Origin of the sequence: Acetobacter fabarum (genome assembly GCF_040702925.2) — a bacterium.
Lineage (GTDB): Bacteria > Pseudomonadota > Alphaproteobacteria > Acetobacterales > Acetobacteraceae > Acetobacter > Acetobacter fabarum_B.
In genome coordinates this window covers 80564-100730 of the sequence record NZ_JBFCXX020000005.1, presented here as the reverse complement: position 1 = coordinate 100730, position 20167 = coordinate 80564, and the positions used below count along the sequence as shown (strand labels likewise).

The window sequence follows — 20167 nt, the reverse complement described above, 5'->3', positions numbered from 1 at the left end:
AACAGGTTCACTTTTGCGGACAACAGGGTATGACCACGTCAGAATCCACCATCCGGCCCGATTATGCGGCATTAACGCAGGCTCCTGTCTGCGCAGAGCCGTTTACGCATATTATGGTGCCACACTTTATTCGTCAGGATGACTTGCCCAGACTGTTTGCCAGTCTGCCTGCCATTCATTCGGGCGGGTCTTTTCCTCCGCAATCGCTCGGGCTTACCCCGCTGATGCAGGCGCTGGTGCGGGAGATGGAAGGCCCGGAGATGCGGCAGATCATTGCCCGCAAGCTGAACCTTGATCTGGATACAGCCCCTTCCATGCTGACCATTCGTGGCCGCACGCGTGAGAAGGATGGCCGCATCCATACGGACTCTCTGGCCAAGCGTGTGACCATTCTGCTCTACCTGAATCCCGCAGGTCCCCATTGGGAAAAGCAGGAAGGCTGCCTGCGCCTGCTGCGTGGCCCGCATGATATCGAGGACTATGCAAAGGAAGTGCAGCCTGTAGATGGCACACTGCTCATATTCCCCAACGGGCCAACCACATGGCACGGGCACAAGCAGTTTGTGGGACAACGTTATACCGTGCAGCTCAATTACATGACCGAGGATGCCAAGGCCCGTTCCGAACTGCGGCGGCACAAGCTGTCGGCCTTTGCCAAAAAGCTGCACTTGCCTGCCATGGGGTATTAGGCATTTTTCCTTTGCCGTTTTCCACAGGACACAGGATTTTTCATGACTTTCCGTAAAACGACCATCTCCCGTGCGCGTGGTGTCGCTTTGGTTGCCGGGCTGGCTCTGTGTGGCAGTGCGCTCTCGCCCGTTGGTGCGTTTGCACAGGCGGCACCTCCGTCCATGCCATCGGAACTGGTGCCACCATCGCTCAGCAGTGCTCAGGTCGTGCGGGCGACCCTGCCCAATGGCTTGCGGGTTGTGATCGTGCCCAACAAGCTCGCACCGGTGGTTACGACGGAAATCAACTATCTGGTTGGGTCAGCCGAGGTGCCAAAGGGTTTTCCCGGCACGGCGCATGCGCTGGAACATATGATGTTCCGTGGCAGCAAGGGGCTGGACAAGGACCAGCTCGCTGCCGTGGGCACACGCCTTGGCGGCAGCTATAATGCGGATACGACCGAGGATGTTACCCAGTATTTTTACACCGCTCAGGCGCGTGATCTGCCTGTGCTGCTCAAGATTGAAGCCCTGCGCATGAACGGGCTGACCCTGTCAGATGCAGACTGGAGCAAGGAGCGGGGTGCCATTGAGCAGGAAGTCTCGCGCGATCTGTCCAGCCCTGCCTACCGTTATCTTGAGCAGTTGCAGGCCATTTTGTTCGCGGGCACACCGTACGAGCATGATGCGCTGGGCACGCGCCCGTCGTTTGATAAAACAAAAGCCGCTGACCTGCGTGCATTTTACGAAAAATGGTACGCGCCCAACAACGCCATTCTGGTTATTGTAGGGGATGTAAACCCGGTTACCGCCTTACAACAGGTGGAAGATGCTTTTGACGATGTTCCACGTAAAACATTGCCTGCACGGCACAAGGTTTCTCCGGTGCCGCCGCCAGCCAAAACGCTTGCGCTGGCAACGGACTACCCCGTAGGGTTTGCAACCCTTGCCTTTCCCATGCCCGGCTCTTCCGCCGCGGATTACGCCACGGTGGATATTCTGTCCGATGTGCTGGCCAGCCAGCGTGGGGCATTGTACGACCTTGTGCCACAGGGCAAGGCGCTGTTTGCCGGGTTTGAATACGCCCCCAAAAAGGAAGCAGGGTTTGGGCTGGCTCTGGCGGCGTTCCCCAAGGGAGGGGATGCGACAAAGGCCATGGCAGATATAAGGGGAGTGCTGGAGGCTATTCGCAAGAATGGTGTTCCGGCTGATCTGGTGGAAGCGGCCAAACGGCGCGAGATTGCACAAATGCAGTTTGCCGCCAATTCGGTCAGCGGGCTGGCCTCTACCTGGTCCACGGCACTGGCTTTTCAGGGGCTGGATGCACCGGGGGATCTGGTTGCTGCGTATCAGGCCGTAACACCAGAAGCGGTGAACAAACTGGCAGCGACCCTGCTTAACCCGACCCATGCGGTTTCTGCCGTGCTCACACCGGAAAGTTCGGGTAATCCTGTGTCGGGCAAAGGGTTTGGCGGGGCTGAGTCTTTTGCGTCCTCCCCCGATAAACCGGTCAAACTGCCGGACTGGGCAGAAAAAGCCCTGCTCACGCTGGACAAGCCTGAACCCACTCCCCAGCCTTATGTGAGCACTCTGACTAACGGGATCAGGCTGATCGTCTGGCCTGCCCATGTCAGCCATACCATTCAGTTAAGCGGGCAGGTCCGGCAGACACCTTCCCTCCAGCAGCCCGCAGGGCAGGACGGGGTGAATGATATCACCGAAGCCCTGTTCTCCTACGGGACCACGCAGTATGACCGGCTGGCCTTCCAGAAAGCGCTGGACGATATTCCTGCATGGGAAAGTGCGGGGAGCAGCTTCTCCCTTCAGGTTCTGACACCCGATTTTGCAAAAGGTGTTGCCCTGCTGGCCGATAACGAGCTGCACCCGGCTTTTGCGGACAGGGATTTTCAGGTTGTACGCCAGCAGACGGCACAGGCACAGGCTGGGGAACTGCTCTCGCCAGACCATCTGTTCAGCCGGGCCATAAAAATGGCTGTGCTACCCGCCAAAGACTCCACTTTGCGCGAGGCCACACCGCAATCCATCATGAGCGTGACGCGGGATGATGTGCAGACCTATTACAAAAAAGTCTGGCGGCCAGACAGAACAACCATTGTTGTGACCGGGGACGTAACCCCGGAAAAAGCACAGGCTGTGCTGGAGCAGGCGTTTGGGGGCTGGAAAGCCGATGGCCCCGCACCCGATATTGACCTGCCCGCAGTGCCCCTAAGCAAAACGTCCCACGCACAGGTGCCTGATAAGAGCAGTGTGCAGGATGAAGTGGTTCTGGCCGAAACATTGGGGCTGACTGCGGCCCAGCCCGACCACTTCATGCTCCAGTTGGGGAATGAGGTGCTGGGGGGTGGTCTGTTCTCCTCCCGCCTGTACCGCGACCTGCGGGTTAAAACCGGTTACGTTTACACAGTGGGGAGCGCGTTTGAGTGGGGGCGCACCCGTGGCCTGTACACGGTTAATTATGGCGCGGACCCCGATAAGGTCGGCAAGGCACAGGCCGCGGCGGTACGGGACATCAAGGCCATGCAGTCAGCCCCTCCTTCGGATGATGAACTGGCTCTGGCCAAGGCGTCTCTTCTGCGGAGTATTCCTCTGGCCCGCGCCAGTCTGGACCGGATTGCAGCCCAGTACCTGCATCTGACCGATCTGGGTCTGCCGCTGGATAATGCGGATCGCGGGGCATTGGCCTATTACAATGCAACCGGTGCGGATGTGCAGGCCGCATTCCGTCAGTGGATCCGCCCGGATGATCTGGCATCCATTGTCAAGGGGCCTGCTCCGTCTTTGTAAAAGACGTAGAATATAAAGGTATTTTATGCAGGCGGCGGAAAGTTTTCTTTCCGCCGTTCTGCACTGCACTGCACTGAATTGAATTGAATTGAATTGAATTGAACTGAACTGAACGCCTGCACTCCAGTTGCATTTTACAATGCGAGTGCCTGCCTCAGTGATCCCGACCAAAAGCCCCGGTCTCACGCTGAATGTCATGAACGACAGCCTGATTTCTGGTGTGTCGTGAACAAAAATTCTGATGCAATCATGGAAGTCAGGTTCAAGACTTCCTCAGAAGGGGGGCGAAAACCGGCTTGTCGTGACGTCATGATGCAGGTTGTCGAAATCCTTGATTACGCCAATGATGTCTCACAACCTGACAGCTAGAAGACGCTGTTAAACGCAATCTGGGGCGAGACGTTAAAACCCGTGTTGTGGCCAGCAAAGTAAGTGGATACACCCGCAATAATCCCAAAGCGGGGGGACCAGCTATACTCAATGGCAGGAGCAATCAGCCAGTCGCCGGAGGGGGAGGTTACGGTATCAACCTTTTTGCCCGTGGCGGTTGTGCCCCGTAAATGGGAGCCGTTGGACCAGTCCCGTGCAAGATCAAGGGCCAGAACCCACTTCTGATTCATGCCGAATTCGAGCGAAAAACCACTCTCGCCATACATGCCTGGCTGTGCCCGGCCTTTAAAACCTGCTGATGTACCATAGCTGGTTACGTCGTGCAGGTGTGCGGTTGTGACCGCACGCCGGAAGGTGCTCCATACCCGCAACCGCAGCTCATGCTGGCCGGGCAGGGTGTAGGTGGATTGTTCTGTCAAAGCCAGACGAAAGGTATAGGTCCCAGCACCCACACCATCCTGCGCGCGACCAAGCCTGTTATAATCCCCCGTAGGCATGGCCATGCCCGCAAAAACGCTCAGGGCGGGTATATAGTGTTTGGGGTCTGCATCCACATAACGCCACATCAGGTCCACGGGCAGGTCACCAAACTTTAAACCGCTGCTGGTGTTGTTACCCTTTTTCCAGCGGTACTCGATAACGGGTGTCAACTGGATACTGATGGCATCCGTGATCGCGTATTTATACAGCGTGAAGTTACTGACCGTCTTTTGCCTTGGGTGCAGCGGCTGGCTGACACCATTGCTGTTAAACTGCCCCACCGGCTGGCTGTAGGTCATGTAAGGTTCCCACGCAATCATGCCCTTTTGGGTCATGGCCCCCGAAGGGGAGACGAGAGATCCAGTGTACCACTGGGGTTTTGCCACCTGCACGCTCTGGTCGCGTGTGGCTGTGGTGCTGTTTGCATCCGCAGCCCAGGTCGGTGTGGCGGCCATGGCAAGGGCTGGCACGCCAAGGGTGGCAGGTAAACGCCAGTGTATGGAGCCGTACAGGCAGGTGCGGGCAAAAAGCCGCTTTGCCTGCTGCATCAGGGATACCCTCATGGGGGCGTATGTCGTCCTGTCCCTACGCGGCAAGTCTGCCAGTACTGGTCCGGCCTTGTGCCCGCATGCGCGCTTGTGTGCGGCTTTGACTGCGCCAGCGGGTACGATGTTGGAAAACGGGGAGGGGGGCGCAGTCATTCAGCTAACCTTGCAGGAACACTGTTTTGTAATGGAACTGTGTCGGTTGCCCTGAATTGTCGCAGGTGTAAAGATGCTTGCGGGATCAAAATTAGTGTATAGGCAGGGTATCAGGTTTTGTTGTTTACCCTGTAGTCGTCACTTGTCCGCAATTTTTGAGGGTTTTTCCTCGTGGTATGGTAATTGTGACTTTTAATACATTTTGAAATCAAAACATTTTATGTGTTGTACTTGTTATGGTCAATCTAGCAGCGGATTATGCTGCGCATGCTGTCTTATGGCAGCAGGGAAAGCTGACGGTCTGCCGCAGGCAGCCCCGCTACACTCAGCCCGGCAAGCGATATGCCCAAAAGCCGGACGGGCTTGGCAAGGGGGAGCAGGGGGGCCAGCAGCCGGCTCCCGGCGTCTCGCAAGGCGGCTTCGTTCTGGATGGGTTGGGGGAAGGACTGGCTGCGCGTCAGTTGTGTAAAATCCGAATGGCGGAGTTTGAGTGTGACCGTGCGCCCGTTGATCTCGCGCTTAAGGCAGCCTGCCCAGACCAGCGTTACAAGTTTGTCCATGGCCTGTTCCAGCTCGGGGACGGCGTGCAGGTCCTGTAAAAAAGTTGTTTCTTTTCCAAGGGATTTTCTTGGTCTGTTTGGTTCAACAGGTCGGTTGTCTATGCCGCGGGCAATGCCGTGGTAAAACGTGGCGGCCTTGCCGAAGTGGTGTTTGAGAATATCCAGGGCACAGGCGCGCAGGTCTGCCCCGGTATGAATGCCCAGACTGTTCATGCGTCGGGCCGTGGCCGGACCTACGCCGTGGAAGGTGCCAACCGGCAGGGGCGCTACAAAAGCCTCCCCCATGCCCGGTGGAATAACAAACAGGCCATTGGGTTTGCGGTAGTCCGATGCCAGCTTGGCCAGAAACTTGTTGTAGGAGACTCCGGCCGAGGCGGTCAGCCCGGTCTGTTCAAAAATGCTGGCCCGGATTTCCTCCGCAATGGCGGTGGCGGAGGCACGGCGGAGCAAGGGCTGGGTAATGTCCAGATAAGCCTCATCAAGCGAGAGCGGCTGAACAAGGGACGTATAGCGCGAAAAAATGGCGTGAATCTGGGCCGATACAGCCCTGTAGGCCTCAAACCGTGGGGGAACAAAAACCAGTTCGGGGCATTTGCGCCGTGCAATGAGGGAGGGCATGGCGGAACGCACGCCAAATTTGCGGGCTTCGTAACTGGCGGCGGCCACAACGCCGCGTTCCTGGCAATGGCCTACGGCAACCGGTCGCCCTTTAAGGGCCGGGTTGTCGCGTTGTTCGACCGATGCATAAAATGCATCCATGTCGATGTGGATGATGCGGCGTATGGGCGTAGGCATGACCCGGCCACTATGGCATGAACCGCATTGGAATGGAACAGAAAGAGAACAATTCTTGCGGACTCACTCCCGCATAGTTCTCTGGCTATGGCGTGCCCGGCAGGCTTAACCCGGGTTGTGTTGCGCAAAATTGCGGCGTGGGGGCGCATAACGCCACGAATGGGCGATGCTCATATCCAGATCATGCCACCGCGCGACGGAAAGAGCTGCGGTTGCCGGGTAGGCGGCACGGCTCATGCGCGGCATGGTTACGGGCTGCTGCAAAGGGCGCGCCGCATGGTGGGAGAGCCAGTAGCCTGCCCCCGCAAGGCATGCGCCCAGAGTAGTCAGGGCTGCCACCATGCGCTGGCGCAGGCGCGCAAAGGGGAGCAGGGGGCTCAGCAGGGCCTGCATGTCCGTTTCCCGCTCATTCTGTGCGGCTTCGGTGGCGAGGAGCAGATTATACTCGGTGTCGGTTACGGCCAGTGTGCTGCCGGCGCAAATATCCAGTGCGGGCATTTCATGCGCGGCCATGTCGGTGAGCGCATCCTGAAAAGCTTGGGAGACAGCCATGAACTCCTGCCGGAAGCAGGGCAGGAACAGGCTGCCCGATGCACCCGGAGCAGCCCCACAGGGGGGAGGGGCTCCAGCAAGGCGGCGGATGGTCCACAGAGTCAGCCGTTCACTTGCGGCAAGGTCGGTAAGATACACAGGTGTATGCTGCATGGCGTGATCCGGAGGCAACGCCTCCCTCCCTAGCTATCGGTCATGGAGGATTATTAAATGAGAATCACTCTTAGTTGCAAGTAAAACTTTAGGCAATAATCGTGTGCTTGCAGGGCTGGTTTTTTCTCTTTCCTTAGGGGGCGGCTTGGGGCAGTACAAAAGGTATGTCAGTGCTAGCATCCCTCTCCCTGCCGCTTGTGCGCAAACTTGACCCCGAAAAAGCGCATGAGCTTGCCATAGATGCCCTTACGCTGGGCATTTCCGTCCCTTTCAAGCGCCCCGAGGACGACCCGGCCCTTGCCACGCGCGCGCTGGGTATGCGTTTTTCCAACCCCATTGGCATAGCCGCCGGGTTTGACAAGAACGCCCGCGTACTGCGTCCGCTCGCCCGTTTGGGCTTCGGGTTTGTCGAGGCCGGGACCGTGACCCCCCGCCCGCAGCCGGGCAACCCTAAGCCGCGCCTGTTCCGGCTGGAGGAGGACCGGGCGGTTATCAACCGCATGGGGTTCAATAATCAGGGGATAGATCGTTTTGCCGTGCGCCTTGCGCGCCTGACCCGGCCGCTGCCATCTGGCAGGGCAGGGGGGGCCGGTGTGCCGGTGGGGGCCAATATTGGCATCAACAAAACCGGTGCGGACCCCGAGCGGGACTACCCGGCCCTTGTGGCGCGGGTCAAACCGTATGTGAATTACATTGTGCTCAATGTCTCTTCCCCCAATACGCCGGGTCTGCGCGGGTTGCAGGATGCGGCAAGGCTCAAGGGGATTCTGGACGCCATTGCAGCGCGTCACCCCGAACGCCCGCCCCTGCTGGTCAAGCTGGCCCCGGATCTGGAAGACGATGCCATTGCCCCTATTGTGGATGCTGCAATTCAGGGTGGTGTGCAGGGGTTGATCATCAACAACACCACACTGGCCCGCCCCGATAGCCTGCGTAGCGCGCACAAGGGCGAATCCGGTGGGCTTTCTGGCCGTCCGCTGGCTGCCCGCTCGGCCCAGATGCTGCGACTTGTCGCCAAGATTGCCGCAGGCCGTCTGGCTCTTGTTTCCTGCGGGGGGATCGAGAGCGGGCAGGATATTCTGGACCGTATCCGCCTTGGGGCTGATCTGGTGCAGGTTTACACGGCCTTTGCTTATGAAGGGCCAGCCCTTATTGCCCGCCTCAAGCGGGAGATGCTTCAGATCATGCGCGCGCAAGGCATAGAAGCGCTTGATGATGTGCGTGGGGTGGACCTGTGAGCACCATAACAGACTGGTCACTCCCCCAGATTGCCGGGCTGGAAGCGCTGGCTGATCGGTATGATGGCTACATCATAGACCTGTGGGGCACCGTGCATGATGGTGTAAACCCTTATCCCGGCGCTCTGGAATGCCTGCGTGCACTCCGCAATGCAGGCAAACGGGTTGTCATGCTCTCCAACGCGCCCCGGCCCGCTGCGGTGATCGCCACCCAGCTGGAAGGGTTTGGCGTGGACCGCGCCCTTTATAACGGGGTCATGACCAGCGGGCAGGAAACCCATCGTCAGATGAGGGAGAAGGCAGACCCGTGGTTTGCCAGCCTTGGTCACAAGGTGCTCCATATTGGCGGTGTGCATGATCTGGGTCTGTACGAGGGACTGAACATCCGGCGCGTAACAGAGTTGGAACGGGCTGATTTTGTGATGAACACAGGGCCGGATCTGGAGCGGGGTGTTGCAACGCTGGACCCCTACCTGCCCGAACTGCGCGCCTGCCTTGCCCGTAACTTGCCCATGATCTGCGCCAACCCCGACAAGGTGGTGGTCAAAGGGGGTAACCGGCAGATATGTGCAGGCGCTCTGGCTGCGTTTTATGCCGAACAGGGTGGGGATGTCCGCTGGATTGGCAAGCCCTATCCCGGTGTGTACCAGCCCGTGTTTGATATGCTGGACGTGCCCCGCACACGTATTCTGGCCATTGGGGACGCGCTGGGGACAGACATCAGGGGGGCTGCCTCGGTAGGGGTGGATAGTCTGTGGATTCTGGGGGGCATTCATCAGGAAATGGTCGAGAATGACATGGCTCTGGCTACGGCCGAGGCTCAGGCGGCTGGTCTGCGGCCAACGGCTGCGGTGCACAGGCTGGTGTGGTAACACCCGTGCAGCCCGCGGTTGGGTGTGGCGCGTTCATTCTGCGTGATGGCTGCCTGCTGCTGATCCGGCGGGTCAAGGCACCAGAGGCCGGGTGCTGGGGTTTACCCGGTGGCAAGGTGGACCTGTTCGAAACCGCAGCGCAGGCCGCCATGCGTGAAGTGCGCGAAGAAGTGGGGCTGGACCTGCAACCCGGTCCCCTCCTGTGCGTGGTGGACCAGATTGACCGTGCCGCAGGCACGCATTGGGTGGCCCCGGTTTACAGGACAGGCCCCGTACGGGGCGAACCCCGGCTGTGCGAGCCACATAAACACGATGGTCTGGGGTGGTTTGCCCTGAACGCCCTGCCACACCCGTTAACCACAGCCACACAGGTTGCCGTGCAGGCATTTAACGCGCAGGTGGAATAGGCTTTGCCACCAGCCCGCCGCAGGACGCGGTGAGCTGGTGGGTTTGCCTGTGGCGGATGTGCTTGCCGGCTCAGAAATCCGGTAGAGTCTGGGCCAGTAATCCCCCCTGCCGCAAGGGAGCAAGGCGGCGGGCCAGACCGGTGGCATCGTCCGTTTCCACCATAATGCCGCAGATAGTGGCCTCACCTTCGGAGGGCTGGAGCCGCTCGCCGGGCATTTTGCGCACAAAGCGGGCAACGGCGGGTTCCTTGGTCATGCCGATCACGCTGTTATAGTCCCCGCACATGCCGGCATCGGTCTGGAAGGCAGTGCCTGCGGCCAGAATACGGTGGTCTGCGGTGGGGGTGTGGGTATGGGTGCCCACAACAAGGGACACCCTGCCATCAAGCATATGGCCAAAAGCCCATTTTTCGCTGGTGGCTTCGGCATGAATATCCACCACAATGGCATGCACCGTGGCACCCATGCGGTGCTTGCCCAGCAATTCGTTGGTGCAGCGGAAGGGGTCGTCCAGCGGGTCCATGAACAGTCGCCCCATCACATTGACCACCAGCGCCTTGCGGCCATCGGGCAGAGCCACCACCACACTCCCCTGCCCCGGCGTTGCCGGCGGATAGTTGAGCGGGCGGATAATGCGGGGTTCGCCATCAATATGGCCGATCAGGTCGCGGCGGTCCCATGCGTGGTTGCCAAGAGTAATCACATCCACGCCGCTTTGCAGCAGGGTTGTGGCAATGGCGGGGGACAGGCCAAAGCCATGGCTTGCGTTTTCCGCATTGACCACCACAAGGTCCAGCCCCAGTTGCGTGCGTAGGCCACTCAGGCGGGAAAGAACGCCATCACGCCCGGTGCGGCCGACAATATCGCCCAAAAACAGAATTCTCACGCGTGGGTCTTTCGCACTGTGCAGGGGGGTGGGTTAGCCAAAACGAATAACCTCCTTTTCGGTTACAATACAGTTCAGGGGCTGGTCATGGGGGCCACGGGGGAGGTGTGCCACCTCCTGTGTGGAGGGAGCATAGCCTATGCTGGCGGCATGGGGCAGGGCGGCCAGTGTGCGGTCGTAATAACCACCGCCGTAACCAAGCCGGTTGCCCCTGCGGTCAAACCCCAGCAGGGGGACCAGCACAAGAGCTGGCTCCATAATCGGGCCATCGGGGTGGTGTGTGCCAAAACGGCCTGCCAGCATGGTGGATTCGGGCTGCCACTGGCGAAAAACCAGCGGGGAGCCCCGCGCTGGTGTCTGGGGGAGCACAACGGTTTTGCCCGCTTGCGCCAGAGTGTGGCAGAGCGGGCGCAGGTCCACCTCGTGCGGGAGTGGCCACACGCAGGCAATGGGGCCAGTGCTTGCGCGCAGTAAAGGCTCCAGCCGGTGGATAATCCCCCAATCCCGCGCATAATCCCGCATACGCATGGCTGCAAGGCATTCAACCCGCAGGTTTTTTTTGCGCTGCGCAATGTCAGGCGGGTCATTACAGGGGAGGGGAGTGTGCGGAGCCACCATGGACCGTGGGTCTTTCAACCTCCAGGACCTGCTAGTGCAGGTGGGCGCCGGGTAATGTGACCAGGGCCACAACAGAGCCAGCTCCCTAGGAAGTGCTTATCGGCCCAGGGGATGACTTGCCTCACGCGTCGGGCAGCCCCGCATCTTCTATGTAGGCGCGCTCCATCTCCGCTGCAAGAGATTCCGCAGTATCGGCCAGATCGGCCAGCCGGGTGTTGGTCAGGGCCAGTTCCGCCCGCAGGCGTTCTGCGTCCAGAGCCGCCAGTGCCGTGCTCTCTGGCACACGGCTGCCCGAGAGGTCCTGAATTTCGTCCGCCATCAGCAGTGCGGCCAGAACCAGCACGCGGCTTTCACCGCTGAATCCCAGATTGCGGACCTGCTGCACGCGGCGCTCAACCTGATGCGCCATGGCCTGAACGTGGCGTTCCTGCCCGTTTTCGCACCCGACCGTATAGCTGTGACCGTTGATATTGACTGAAACAAGCGCCATGGGTTCAGTTCCCTTCCTCATGCCGGGGCAGGAGCGGGTCGTGGCCGGGTGTGGCCTGGCCTGTCTGGTCCAGAATGTCGCGCACGCGCATGATCAGCGCATCTATGTTGGCCAGCAGTTCCTCCCGGTTGGTTTCCGGACGGTTCCGTTTTGTCTGCTGCTGCTTATCAAGAGCAAAGGAAATACGCTGCAACGCACGGTCCAGCCGGGTAATGGCCTCTTCCGCAGGTCTTGCGCGGGTGTGCATGCTGGCATAGCTGTTGCCTTGGGGTGAGTGCGGCTCCACGTCTTGATCCTGCATTCTTTTTCCCTTCTCTTGGGGTAAGGAATCACCTGCAAAAGCGATTGCGTCAAGCATGCTCACGGAAAACAGGCCACTTTTCTCATCTTCTGCCACGGGTATCCGCTATGTGTGCGTCCATGACCGTGCTGGTGTGCATGTGGCTTTGCGTGCGGCGGGGCTGGCGGAGTATGGGGGCTGCATTGGCCTGCTCTCCCCCCCTGGTGCGGTGGCATACATGGGTGTTGGCTGGTGGCATGCCCTGATGAACGATGCCGCAGAATCGGCCCGGCAGGCTTTTGTGCATGTGCTCGATTGTGACAGTAGTCCTGCAGGTGCGCTCATGGCGTTGCGTTGTGGCCAGCAAACTGCCATTCTTTGCCCGCAAAACCCACAATATGAGACAATCCGGGCCTTGTATGCACAGGAAAAAGCGACACTTCTGCCACAACGCCCGCCATCATTTAACCTTATCATGCCGTTAAGTGTCATATCGTCTCTTGTCGGGTATTTCGCCCACGGTTATTGCCAACACCAGCATCCGGAAAATAATGCGCCGGACACAAGGCAAAAGAAGGACTGTTCCCCATGACGCTTACCCCGCAGGTTAAGGCTATTCTCAACCAGTATGAGAGCGATAACCCCGGTACAAAGACGAATCTGGCCCGCCTGCTCAATGCTGGCAAGCTGGGTGGAACCGGCAAAATGGTCATTCTGCCGGTGGATCAGGGGTTTGAGCATGGTCCTGCCCGCTCTTTCGCAGCCAATCCGGCCGCCTATGACCCGCACTACCACTTCCAGCTTGCGATCGAAGCCGGGCTGAATGGCTATGCCGCTCCTCTTGGCATGCTCGAATGTGGAGCCGCGACCTTTGCGGGTGAAATTCCGCTTATTCTCAAGTGCAACAGTTCCAACAGCCTTGCGACCGAAAAAGATCAGGCCGTTACCGGCACCGTGGCGGATGCGCTGCGTCTGGGTTGTGCGGGCATCGGCTTTACCATTTATCCCGGCTCCGAATACTGCTTCGACCAGATGGAAGAACTGCGTGAACTGGCGGCTGAAGCCAAGTCCGTGGGTCTGGCCGTGATCGTATGGAGCTACCCGCGTGGTCCGGCGCTGGACAAGAAGGCCGAGACAGCGGTAGACGTATGCGCCTATGCCGCCCATATGGCCGCCCTGTGTGGTGCCCACATCATCAAGGTCAAACCCCCGACCGACGTTGTGGCACTGGATGCCTGCAAGCCGGTGTACGAAAAGAACAAGGTTGATGTGGCAACGCTTGCCGCGCGCATCAACCATGTTGTGCAGTCCAGCTTTGCCGGCCGTCGGATTGTCATCTTCTCCGGTGGTGAACACACCGGCACGGACAACCTGCTGGCCACCATTCAGGGTATCCATGATGGTGGTGGCTTTGGCTCCATTATCGGTCGTAACGTGTTCCAGCGCCCCAAGGCAGAAGCGCTGGCCCTGCTCGACCAGATTATCACCATCTTCAAGAACTGAGCCCCGTAAATGCGCATCGTGCGGAAAGGATAGTCGCAGTGTCGGACCTTTATCTTGTGACGCCTGCGCTCTTGTATGCCGATGCGTTTTTGCCTGTGCTGGAGCAGCGTCTGGCCAACCACCAGCCAGCAGCATTGCTGCTGCGTCTGGTGGAGGGCATGGACCCTGCCGCAGCCATAGCCCTGATCGGGGCTATTCGCCCGCTTGTGCAGCATAAGGGTATTGCCCTTATGCTGGAAAACGCACCCGAACTGGCTGCGCAGACCGGGTGTGACGGGGTTCATCTCTCCCAGTCCTATACTGCGGCCAGTGTGCGCGATGTACGACGCCAGATTGGTGATGAACTGCAACTTGGTGTGGCCGTAGGCAGCAGCCGCGACGGTGCCATGCGCGCGGGGGAGGAAGGGGCGGATTACGTCTGCTTTGCCCCGGATGCTGCACAGAATGCGGAGGACACGCAGGCTGTTCTGGCTCTGGCCCAGTGGTGGTGCATGATGATGGAACTGCCCGCCGTAGCCTGCGCCGCAACACCCGAAGATGCCCGTGCGCTGGCCGGGTGTGATACGGATTTTGTCATGCCCGATACCAGTTGGTGGGATGACCCCGCCCCGTGGACTTTTTAAGCCCAGCCAGTAGCCCTGCGCCGTATGGCGGCGGTATGGGGGCAAAGCCTTTCAAGGGGGGCTGGGGTGCGGAGTGGCCTGTTCCGCTGGTGGCAGAACCAGCGTGCGCGTAAAATACAGCACACCGTTGGATTGCGGAATTCCCATGACCCAGAGCGGGCTGCTTTGCCCGTGAGGTGGGCCGACCATGACCTGCTCTGTTTGTGTGTCCAGCCAGACAGGCAGCGCCTGTCCGTTCAGGGTGGGGAGTGACAGGCTATGGCCCGGTGCGGCAGCAAGGGCTGCGCGTAGGGCCTTGTGGGGCCATTTTCCGGTAACAATCGTATAGCTGAGCAGGTTGCGTACCCTGCTGGTGCTGGCCGGGTCCAGAAGCTGGCCACCATTTTGCGTGTTATAGGTTTCCAGCGCCGCATTGGGCAGGGCGAATACGGTAAAAGGCCCTGCCTGCTGCAAGGTGGGGAACAGGCCGGTCCTGTCCAGCAGATGCGTATAGTCGGCCAGTTCGATGGAGCTGCGCAGGGTGTCCGACAGGGGGCGGTCGCAGAATGCGGGCGTTTGCGGGTTGCCGTAGGCAACGGCGCTATCAATCGGATTGCTCTGTCCGGACGTCGGAGAACCGGATGCGCCACGGAGCCCCTGTGTATATGTGCGCGTGCCAGAGACTGTTGGCATCATATACGCACAGGTAGAGACTGGCGTTGTGTATGTGTCCTGCCGGGCGGGGCTCTGCGCGCATCCGCCCGGCAGGACCATGCCTGCCAGCATAAGTACCGGGGCAGCCAGACGCCCATGCCAGCCGTATGGTGCATGGCGTGGAGTGTGGGTACGCAAAGGGGCTTCCCGGACCGTCATGGCGTTAAAGGGTACAGGCAGGTCGGCAGGCACGGCAGGGTGTATGCGGCCTAGCAGCCATCGCCCCGCATTGTCCAACTGATGACAAGGCCCTTTACGAGTTCAAAATTGGTCTGGCAGCTATAGGTGTATGCGGTGCCCATGCCGCCGCCCCAGCCACCGCCATATCCCCAGCCACCGTATCCCCAGCCACCATAACCGCCCCAGCCGTCTCCCCATCCGGGACCATACCCCCAGCCACCGCCCATGGGCATGGTGGTGTAGTCGGTCTCCTGCGTGATGTAGGCAAGAAAAGTGTGGTCCCCCGTGGTGAACTGGCGCGTAGGTACACCAAAGGTGCGGATAACATCCACGGTTGGTCGCCCGATCATGGAATCGAGCTTGCGCCGCTGCTCCGGACTGGGAACCTGGCAGGCGGCAAGGGCTAGAAGCCCGATCAGTAAAATTCTGTTTGCGTATGTCATGGCACCGACTTGCCCCTTGGTGGAATACGCCTGCGGTATGCGTCGTACGAGTGGAAGATAAGCAAAAACACCTGTTAAGGCCAAATGTTGCAGACTAATCCTGTATCCACAAGACATCCTGTATCTGGCGTGCGCCACTGGCCAGCATGACCAGCCGGTCAAACCCCAGCGCAATGCCCGAACACGGGGGCATGTGGGGCAGGGCGTGGAGCAGTTTTTCGTCCATTGGCCATGTGGGGCGGGTGGGGTAAAGCTGCTGGCGTTCGGCCCTGTCGTGGGTAAAACGCTGCCGCTGTTCTACAGGGTCTGTCAGTTCCTCAAAGGCATTGGCCAGTTCCATGCCTGCGGCATAAAGTTCAAACCGCAGGGCCACACGCGGGTCTGTGGGGTCCCTGCGCGCCAGTGCAGCCTGACTTGCTGGCCAGTGTGTTAAAAATGTGGGGCGGGTCTGGCCAATGGCGGGTTCGATTCGCTCCAGCAACAAGCGGAAAAACAGGTCTTCCCATTGCTCACCGTCGCGCAGGGTGCAGCCTGCCGCATGGGCCAGTGCCTGTGCATTGCCTTGGGTTGGAAGCAGGTCAACGCCAGCATGGTGGCGGAATGCGTCTTCCATGCTCAGCCGTTCAAAAGGCTGGCTCAGGTCCAGCGTGCAGGCGTTGCGGTGTACAACAGGGGGCAGAACGGCCTTGAGCAGGGCTTCTGTCTCGTCCATCAGGCTGCTCAGCGGCATGCGGGGCTGGTACCATTCCAGCATGGTAAACTCGGGGGCATGGGTGCCGCTGGCCTCACCATTGCGCCAGACACGGGCAAACTGGAACAGCGGCAGCCCGGTGGCGGCGATAATCCGCTTCATGGCGAATTCGGGGCTGGTGTGCAAAAACAGGGTCTGGCGCTGGCCGTCGGGTGTTTCCCGCTCGGTCTGGAAGGGGAGCAGGTGCACCTCCTCCCCCGGCACGGGCACGGCGCAGGGGGTTTCCACCTCCACGCAGCCGCGGGATTCCAAAAATGCGCGCACACCCCGCATGGTCAGGTTGCGGCGGATTAAAAATGGCAGCCGGTCGCGAATGCGTTCGGGGTCCGGACCACCAAAGGACAGATGAGATGTTGCAGACACAGACATGGGCAGAGTAGAGCCGGTACATGTCTTCCCCGGTCAAGCCCCCTTTTGCGACCAGCCGAACGCTGCGCACCCCAGATGACCTGATTGCCGCCGGTATGGCCACACCCGCGCAGAAAGCGGACCTGCAAGCCATAGCCCGGCAGTATGCCACGGCCATACCGCCCGCTTTTGCGGAGCTGATGCACAGTCTGGACGACCCGATTGGCGTGCAGGTTGTGCCCACCACGCGCGAACTGGTGGTTACGCCGGAGGAGCGCTCCGACCCTATTGGAGATGACGCGCTCTCCCCCGTGCCCGGTATTGTGCACCGCTACGCGGACCGCGCCTTGCTTAAACCCTTGCTGGTATGTCCGTTATACTGCCGGTTCTGCTTCCGGCGGGAGCATGTGGGGCCCGATGGTGGCGTGCTGGATGATCAGGCCCTGAGCCGCGCGCTGGACTGGCTCCGTACGCATGAGCAGATCCGTGAGGTTATTCTGACCGGGGGGGACCCGCTCATGCTCTCGCCCCGGCGGCTGGGGGAGATTGTGCAGGCCCTTTCCGGCATGGCGCATGTGACCACCATCCGGGTGCATACGCGCGTGCCGGTGGCAGCACCCGAGCGTGTGACAGACGCATTGCTGGATGCGCTGGAAACGGACAAAGCCATGTGGATGGCCGTACACATCAACCATGCGCGGGAAATGGCTCCCCCCGCACGGAGCAGCCTGCGCCGCATTGCCCGGCGGGGCATACCGCTGCTGGGGCAGTCGGTCCTGCTGCGGGGTGTGAATGATAGCGAGGAAGCGCTGGAAGACCTGTTCCGTACCATGGTGGAAAACCGTATGCGGCCGTACTACCTGCACCAGCTCGACCCTGCGCCGGGTACGGCCCATTTTCATGTGCCGGTCGCACAGGGCCAGCGCCTGCTGGCAGGTCTGCGGGGGCGCGTTACGGGGCTTGCCTGGCCCATTTACGTGCTGGATATTCCCGGAGGCTACGGCAAGGTTCCTCTGGGGCCGGAGTATATTACGGGCGAGCGGCAGGTGCGTGACCCACAGGGTGGCACCCATACTCTGGACCGCCTGTAAGTATTGTGGGGGAGGGGAGCTTACTCCCCTATAGCCGCCCCGCCGGGGTGACGGTGGTCGGCCCCTCCATAAAAACGGGCAGGCCCGTGGCTGTTCAGGCTGGGGCCACCCACCAGAATCCCTTCAGGAATACCCCACGGCGCATGTAGGACAAAACTGTACCCTTCCTGTTCCAGCGTTTGCTTGACCTGCGGGGTCAGGGCGTTTGCCTCAACCTCCACACTCTGTGGCATCCACTGTTCGTGCAGGCGGGGCAGGTCTATGGCCTGCTGGATGTTCAGCCCGTAATCCACAACGCCCAGAATAACAGAGAGTATAATGGTGGGAATGCGCGACCCGCCGGGGCTGCCAATGACCATGACCGGCCTGTCATCGCGCGAGATAATGGTCGGCGCCATGGAGGAAAGAGGCGTTTTGCCCGGTGCAATGGCGTTGGCCGCACTGCCGGGAATGCCAAACATGTTCAGCGCTCCGGGTTTGATGGAAAAATCATCCATTTCATCATTCATGATGATCCCGGTGTCCCCCCCCATGACCTTGGCGCCAAACCAGCCGTTAAGCGTATAGGTGGTGGAAATGGCAAATCCGTTGTGGTCGATAACCGAAAACTGGGTGGTTTCGGGTTTTTCGGGCGAGGCCACACCTGCACGCAGGTCAGCGGAGGGAATAGCCCTGTCAGGGGGAATATGCGTGCGTATGCTGGCAATATAGGCCGGGTCCAGCAGGCTGCTGACCGGGTTATGGACAAAAGCCGGGTCGCCCAGATCCCGCCGGTCGGAATAGGCATGGCGCATGGCCTCGATCTCACGCTGGAGAGCGGGGGCTGAGTGCAGGCCAAGGGCGTGCATGTCATACCCGGCCAGAATTTCCAGCATTTCGCACAGGGCTATACCGCCTGCACTGGGGGGCGGGGCTGTTTCCACCAGCAATCCGCGGTAGGTGCAGCTTACGGGGGCCAGTGCGCGGGGCTGGTAGTGCTCAAAATCCATGGCCTGCAAAATGCCGCCGTGGGCTTTGGACTGCTCCAGAATACTGGCGGCAATGGGCCCTTTGTAGAATGCGTCCGCCCCGTTCTGTGCGATCAGTTCGAGCGAGTGTGCCAGATTTTTCTGCACCAGCCTGTCGCCGGGCTGGAAGGGAGAGCCATCGGGGCGCAGGAAAATCTTGCGGGCATAGGGGTCCTGCGCCAGCGCCGCGGTGGAGGTGTTCAGGAGTTCCACATCCCCTTCCTCCAGCACAAATCCATCGCGGGCGAGTTGAATGGCAGGGGCCATGACCACTTTTCGGGGCAGGTGGCCCCAGCGTTCATGCACAGCATCCAGCCCGGCCACAGTGCCGGGCACGGCTACGGCCTTCCAGCCCAGAAGGGACAGGTCGGGAATAACATTACCCTTACTGTCCAAAAACATATCCGGCGTGGCGGCCAGTGGTGCCTTTTCCCGAAAATCGAAAAAAATCGCAGGCTTGCCCGGTGGGCGCAGCATCATGAACCCGCCACCTCCCAGATTGCCCGCGGCCGGGTACACAACAGCCAGAGCATATCCCATGGCTACGGCGGCATCGGCTGCATTGCCGCCTTTGGCCAGAATGTGGGCCCCCACTTCCGAGGCCAGTTTCTGGGCGGAAACCACCATGCCATGCTGCCCGGCCACAGGGGAGGCAACGGACGCAGCGGCCGACAGTGCAGTGCCATAGGCCAGCGGGTCAGCCACTGGTGCCGCGTGGGCTGGCAGGACTATAAGGCCTGTGCTCAGGCAACAGGCCACCCGTCCCACATAACGCGCAACACGGGAGAACAGCGTGGTGGGGGCGGCCAGCATGAGCTTATCCTTTCATCGGGTAGGGGGGGCAGTCATACCCGGCGGGAGAGCGGGTAAAAATTTCATACCCTGTCTGGGTGACTGCCAGCATATGTTCAAACTGCGCGGACAGGGAGCGGTCACGCGTCACGGCGGTCCATCCGTCTTCAAGAATTTTTACTTCGGGTTTGCCAATGTTGAGCATGGGTTCAATGGTAAACACCATACCGGCCTTCAGTTTCATGCCCTCGCCGGGGCGACCGTAATGCAGGACGTTGGGTTCGGCATGGAAAACCTGCCCGATCCCGTGTCCGCAAAAATCTTCCACAATGGAGTAGCGGTGTTTTTCGGCATGGCTCTGAATGGCGTAGCCAATGTCACCCAGAGTGGCACCGGGACGTACAACCTCAACACCGCGCATCAGGCATTCGTAAGTGGTGGTGATCAGCTTGGCGGCCTTGATGGACACCTTGCCCACGGCATACATGCGACTGGTATCTCCAAACCAGCCGTTCAGCTTGGGGGTGACGTCGATATTGACGATATCGCCCTCAATCAGCGGCCGGTCACCCGGAATGCCGTGGCACACAACATGATTGACCGAAATACAGCACGACTTGGGGTAGCCTCGGTAGTTCAGCGGGCCGGGGGTAGCGCCATGTTCAAGCGTGTAGGCGTGAATAATGCTGTCCAGCTCGCCCGTGGTTACGCCGGGTTTGACGTAAGGCGTGATCATGTCCAGCGTAGCCGCAGCCAACTGGCCAGCCGCACGCAGGTATTTGAAGTCTTCTTCGGTATGGAGAACGATACCGCCTCTGCCCGCCATTCTGCACTTCCTCAT

20 protein-coding genes, 1 other RNA gene and 1 pseudogene are annotated in these 20167 nt (G+C 60.0%); 9 read left to right on the top strand and 13 right to left on the bottom strand.

The window, feature by feature from the left end:
• The first annotated feature begins 29 nt into the window (after positions 1-29).
• The gene (locus tag AB2L51_RS05900) at positions 30-689 is read left to right on the top strand and encodes a 2OG-Fe(II) oxygenase family protein (protein ID WP_395581694.1); all 660 of its coding nucleotides are present in this window, start codon (positions 30-32) and stop codon (positions 687-689) included.
• A 42-nt stretch (positions 690-731) separates the two neighbouring features.
• Positions 732-3473: a M16 family metallopeptidase gene (locus tag AB2L51_RS05895; protein WP_395581693.1), complete on the top strand. Its 2742-nt coding sequence runs from the start codon at positions 732-734 to the stop codon at positions 3471-3473.
• 365 nt (positions 3474-3838) lie between these two features.
• On the opposite strand, the gene AB2L51_RS05890 is transcribed toward AB2L51_RS05895, so the two are convergent.
• From AB2L51_RS05890 to AB2L51_RS05880, 3 genes are all read right to left on the bottom strand, one after another.
• Positions 3839-4798, bottom strand: coding sequence for a transporter (locus AB2L51_RS05890; protein ID WP_395581760.1), 960 nt, complete (start codon positions 4796-4798; stop codon positions 3839-3841).
• Positions 4799-5319: 521 nt separating this feature from the next.
• Positions 5320-6399: a DNA polymerase IV gene (dinB, locus tag AB2L51_RS05885; RefSeq protein ID WP_395581692.1), complete on the bottom strand. Its 1080-nt coding sequence runs from the start codon at positions 6397-6399 to the stop codon at positions 5320-5322.
• Between the two features lie 105 nt (positions 6400-6504).
• A complete protein-coding gene (locus AB2L51_RS05880; protein ID WP_395581691.1) occupies positions 6505-7104 on the bottom strand; it encodes a hypothetical protein in 600 nt (199 codons plus the stop codon).
• Positions 7105-7268: 164 nt separating this feature from the next.
• On the opposite strand from AB2L51_RS05880, the gene AB2L51_RS05875 reads away from it, so the two are divergent.
• From AB2L51_RS05875 to AB2L51_RS05865, 3 genes are read left to right on the top strand one after another with little or no spacing between them, the layout of a single operon-like run.
• Positions 7269-8342, top strand: a complete 1074-nt coding sequence (locus tag AB2L51_RS05875) for a quinone-dependent dihydroorotate dehydrogenase (protein WP_395581690.1) — start codon at positions 7269-7271, stop codon at positions 8340-8342.
• Between the two features lie 5 nt (positions 8343-8347).
• The gene (locus tag AB2L51_RS05870; RefSeq protein WP_395581759.1) at positions 8348-9214 is read left to right on the top strand and encodes a TIGR01459 family HAD-type hydrolase; all 867 of its coding nucleotides are present in this window, start codon (positions 8348-8350) and stop codon (positions 9212-9214) included.
• A 5-nt stretch (positions 9215-9219) separates the two neighbouring features.
• Complete coding sequence (locus AB2L51_RS05865; RefSeq protein ID WP_395581689.1) at positions 9220-9621, top strand: NUDIX hydrolase; 402 nt, start codon at positions 9220-9222, stop codon at positions 9619-9621.
• 70 nt (positions 9622-9691) lie between these two features.
• Here the strand turns inward: AB2L51_RS05865 and AB2L51_RS05860 are convergent, their stop codons facing one another.
• The 5 genes and pseudogenes from AB2L51_RS05860 to AB2L51_RS05840 form a co-directional block, all read right to left on the bottom strand.
• Positions 9692-10507: a TIGR00282 family metallophosphoesterase gene (locus tag AB2L51_RS05860; RefSeq protein WP_395581688.1), complete on the bottom strand. Its 816-nt coding sequence runs from the start codon at positions 10505-10507 to the stop codon at positions 9692-9694.
• Positions 10508-10540: 33 nt separating this feature from the next.
• Positions 10541-11125, bottom strand: coding sequence for a 5-formyltetrahydrofolate cyclo-ligase (locus AB2L51_RS05855; RefSeq protein WP_395581687.1), 585 nt, complete (start codon positions 11123-11125; stop codon positions 10541-10543).
• A non-coding RNA gene (gene ssrS, locus AB2L51_RS05850) (6S RNA) lies at positions 11112-11267 on the bottom strand. Before ssrS ends, AB2L51_RS05855 begins: the two co-directional genes overlap by 14 nt.
• 159 nt (positions 11268-11426) lie before the next feature.
• Positions 11427-11615: pseudogene (locus AB2L51_RS05845) on the bottom strand (cell division protein ZapA); the annotation flags it as partial.
• Between the two features lie 4 nt (positions 11616-11619).
• The gene (locus AB2L51_RS05840; RefSeq protein WP_166114487.1) at positions 11620-11916 is read right to left on the bottom strand and encodes a hypothetical protein; all 297 of its coding nucleotides are present in this window, start codon (positions 11914-11916) and stop codon (positions 11620-11622) included.
• Positions 11917-11971: 55 nt separating this feature from the next.
• Between AB2L51_RS05840 and AB2L51_RS05835 the strand changes: the two genes are divergently transcribed.
• From AB2L51_RS05835 to AB2L51_RS05825, 3 genes are read left to right on the top strand one after another with little or no spacing between them, the layout of a single operon-like run.
• Positions 11972-12487, top strand: a complete 516-nt coding sequence (locus tag AB2L51_RS05835) for a hypothetical protein (protein ID WP_395581686.1) — start codon at positions 11972-11974, stop codon at positions 12485-12487.
• Positions 12484-13398, top strand: coding sequence for a class I fructose-bisphosphate aldolase (locus AB2L51_RS05830; protein ID WP_166114481.1), 915 nt, complete (start codon positions 12484-12486; stop codon positions 13396-13398). The genes AB2L51_RS05835 and AB2L51_RS05830 overlap by 4 nt, the downstream gene beginning before the upstream one ends.
• Positions 13399-13436: 38 nt before the next feature.
• A complete protein-coding gene (locus tag AB2L51_RS05825; protein ID WP_395581685.1) occupies positions 13437-14021 on the top strand; it encodes a thiamine phosphate synthase in 585 nt (194 codons plus the stop codon).
• A gap of 51 nt (positions 14022-14072) precedes the next feature.
• Here AB2L51_RS05825 and AB2L51_RS05820 read toward each other — a convergent pair whose 3' ends face one another.
• The 3 genes from AB2L51_RS05820 to epmA form a co-directional block, all read right to left on the bottom strand.
• Positions 14073-14951, bottom strand: coding sequence for a fasciclin domain-containing protein (locus tag AB2L51_RS05820; protein ID WP_395581684.1), 879 nt, complete (start codon positions 14949-14951; stop codon positions 14073-14075).
• Positions 14924-15337: a hypothetical protein gene (locus tag AB2L51_RS05815; RefSeq protein WP_395581683.1), complete on the bottom strand. Its 414-nt coding sequence runs from the start codon at positions 15335-15337 to the stop codon at positions 14924-14926. Before AB2L51_RS05815 ends, AB2L51_RS05820 begins: the two co-directional genes overlap by 28 nt.
• A gap of 94 nt (positions 15338-15431) precedes the next feature.
• Complete coding sequence (epmA, locus tag AB2L51_RS05810; RefSeq protein WP_395581682.1) at positions 15432-16457, bottom strand: EF-P lysine aminoacylase EpmA; 1026 nt, start codon at positions 16455-16457, stop codon at positions 15432-15434.
• A 20-nt stretch (positions 16458-16477) separates the two neighbouring features.
• Between epmA and AB2L51_RS05805 the strand changes: the two genes are divergently transcribed.
• Positions 16478-17527 (top strand): lysine-2,3-aminomutase-like protein, encoded by a 1050-nt coding sequence (locus AB2L51_RS05805; RefSeq protein WP_395581681.1) that lies wholly within the window; start codon positions 16478-16480, stop codon positions 17525-17527.
• A 20-nt stretch (positions 17528-17547) separates the two neighbouring features.
• Here the strand turns inward: AB2L51_RS05805 and ggt are convergent, their stop codons facing one another.
• Together ggt and map are read right to left on the bottom strand one after the other, a co-directional pair.
• On the bottom strand, positions 17548-19347 hold the full coding sequence (gene ggt / locus AB2L51_RS05800) for a gamma-glutamyltransferase (RefSeq protein WP_395581680.1): 1800 nt from the start codon (positions 19345-19347) through the stop codon (positions 17548-17550).
• 4 nt (positions 19348-19351) lie between these two features.
• Positions 19352-20152: a type I methionyl aminopeptidase gene (gene map / locus AB2L51_RS05795; protein WP_395581679.1), complete on the bottom strand. Its 801-nt coding sequence runs from the start codon at positions 20150-20152 to the stop codon at positions 19352-19354.
• Positions 20153-20167 lie beyond the last annotated feature (15 nt).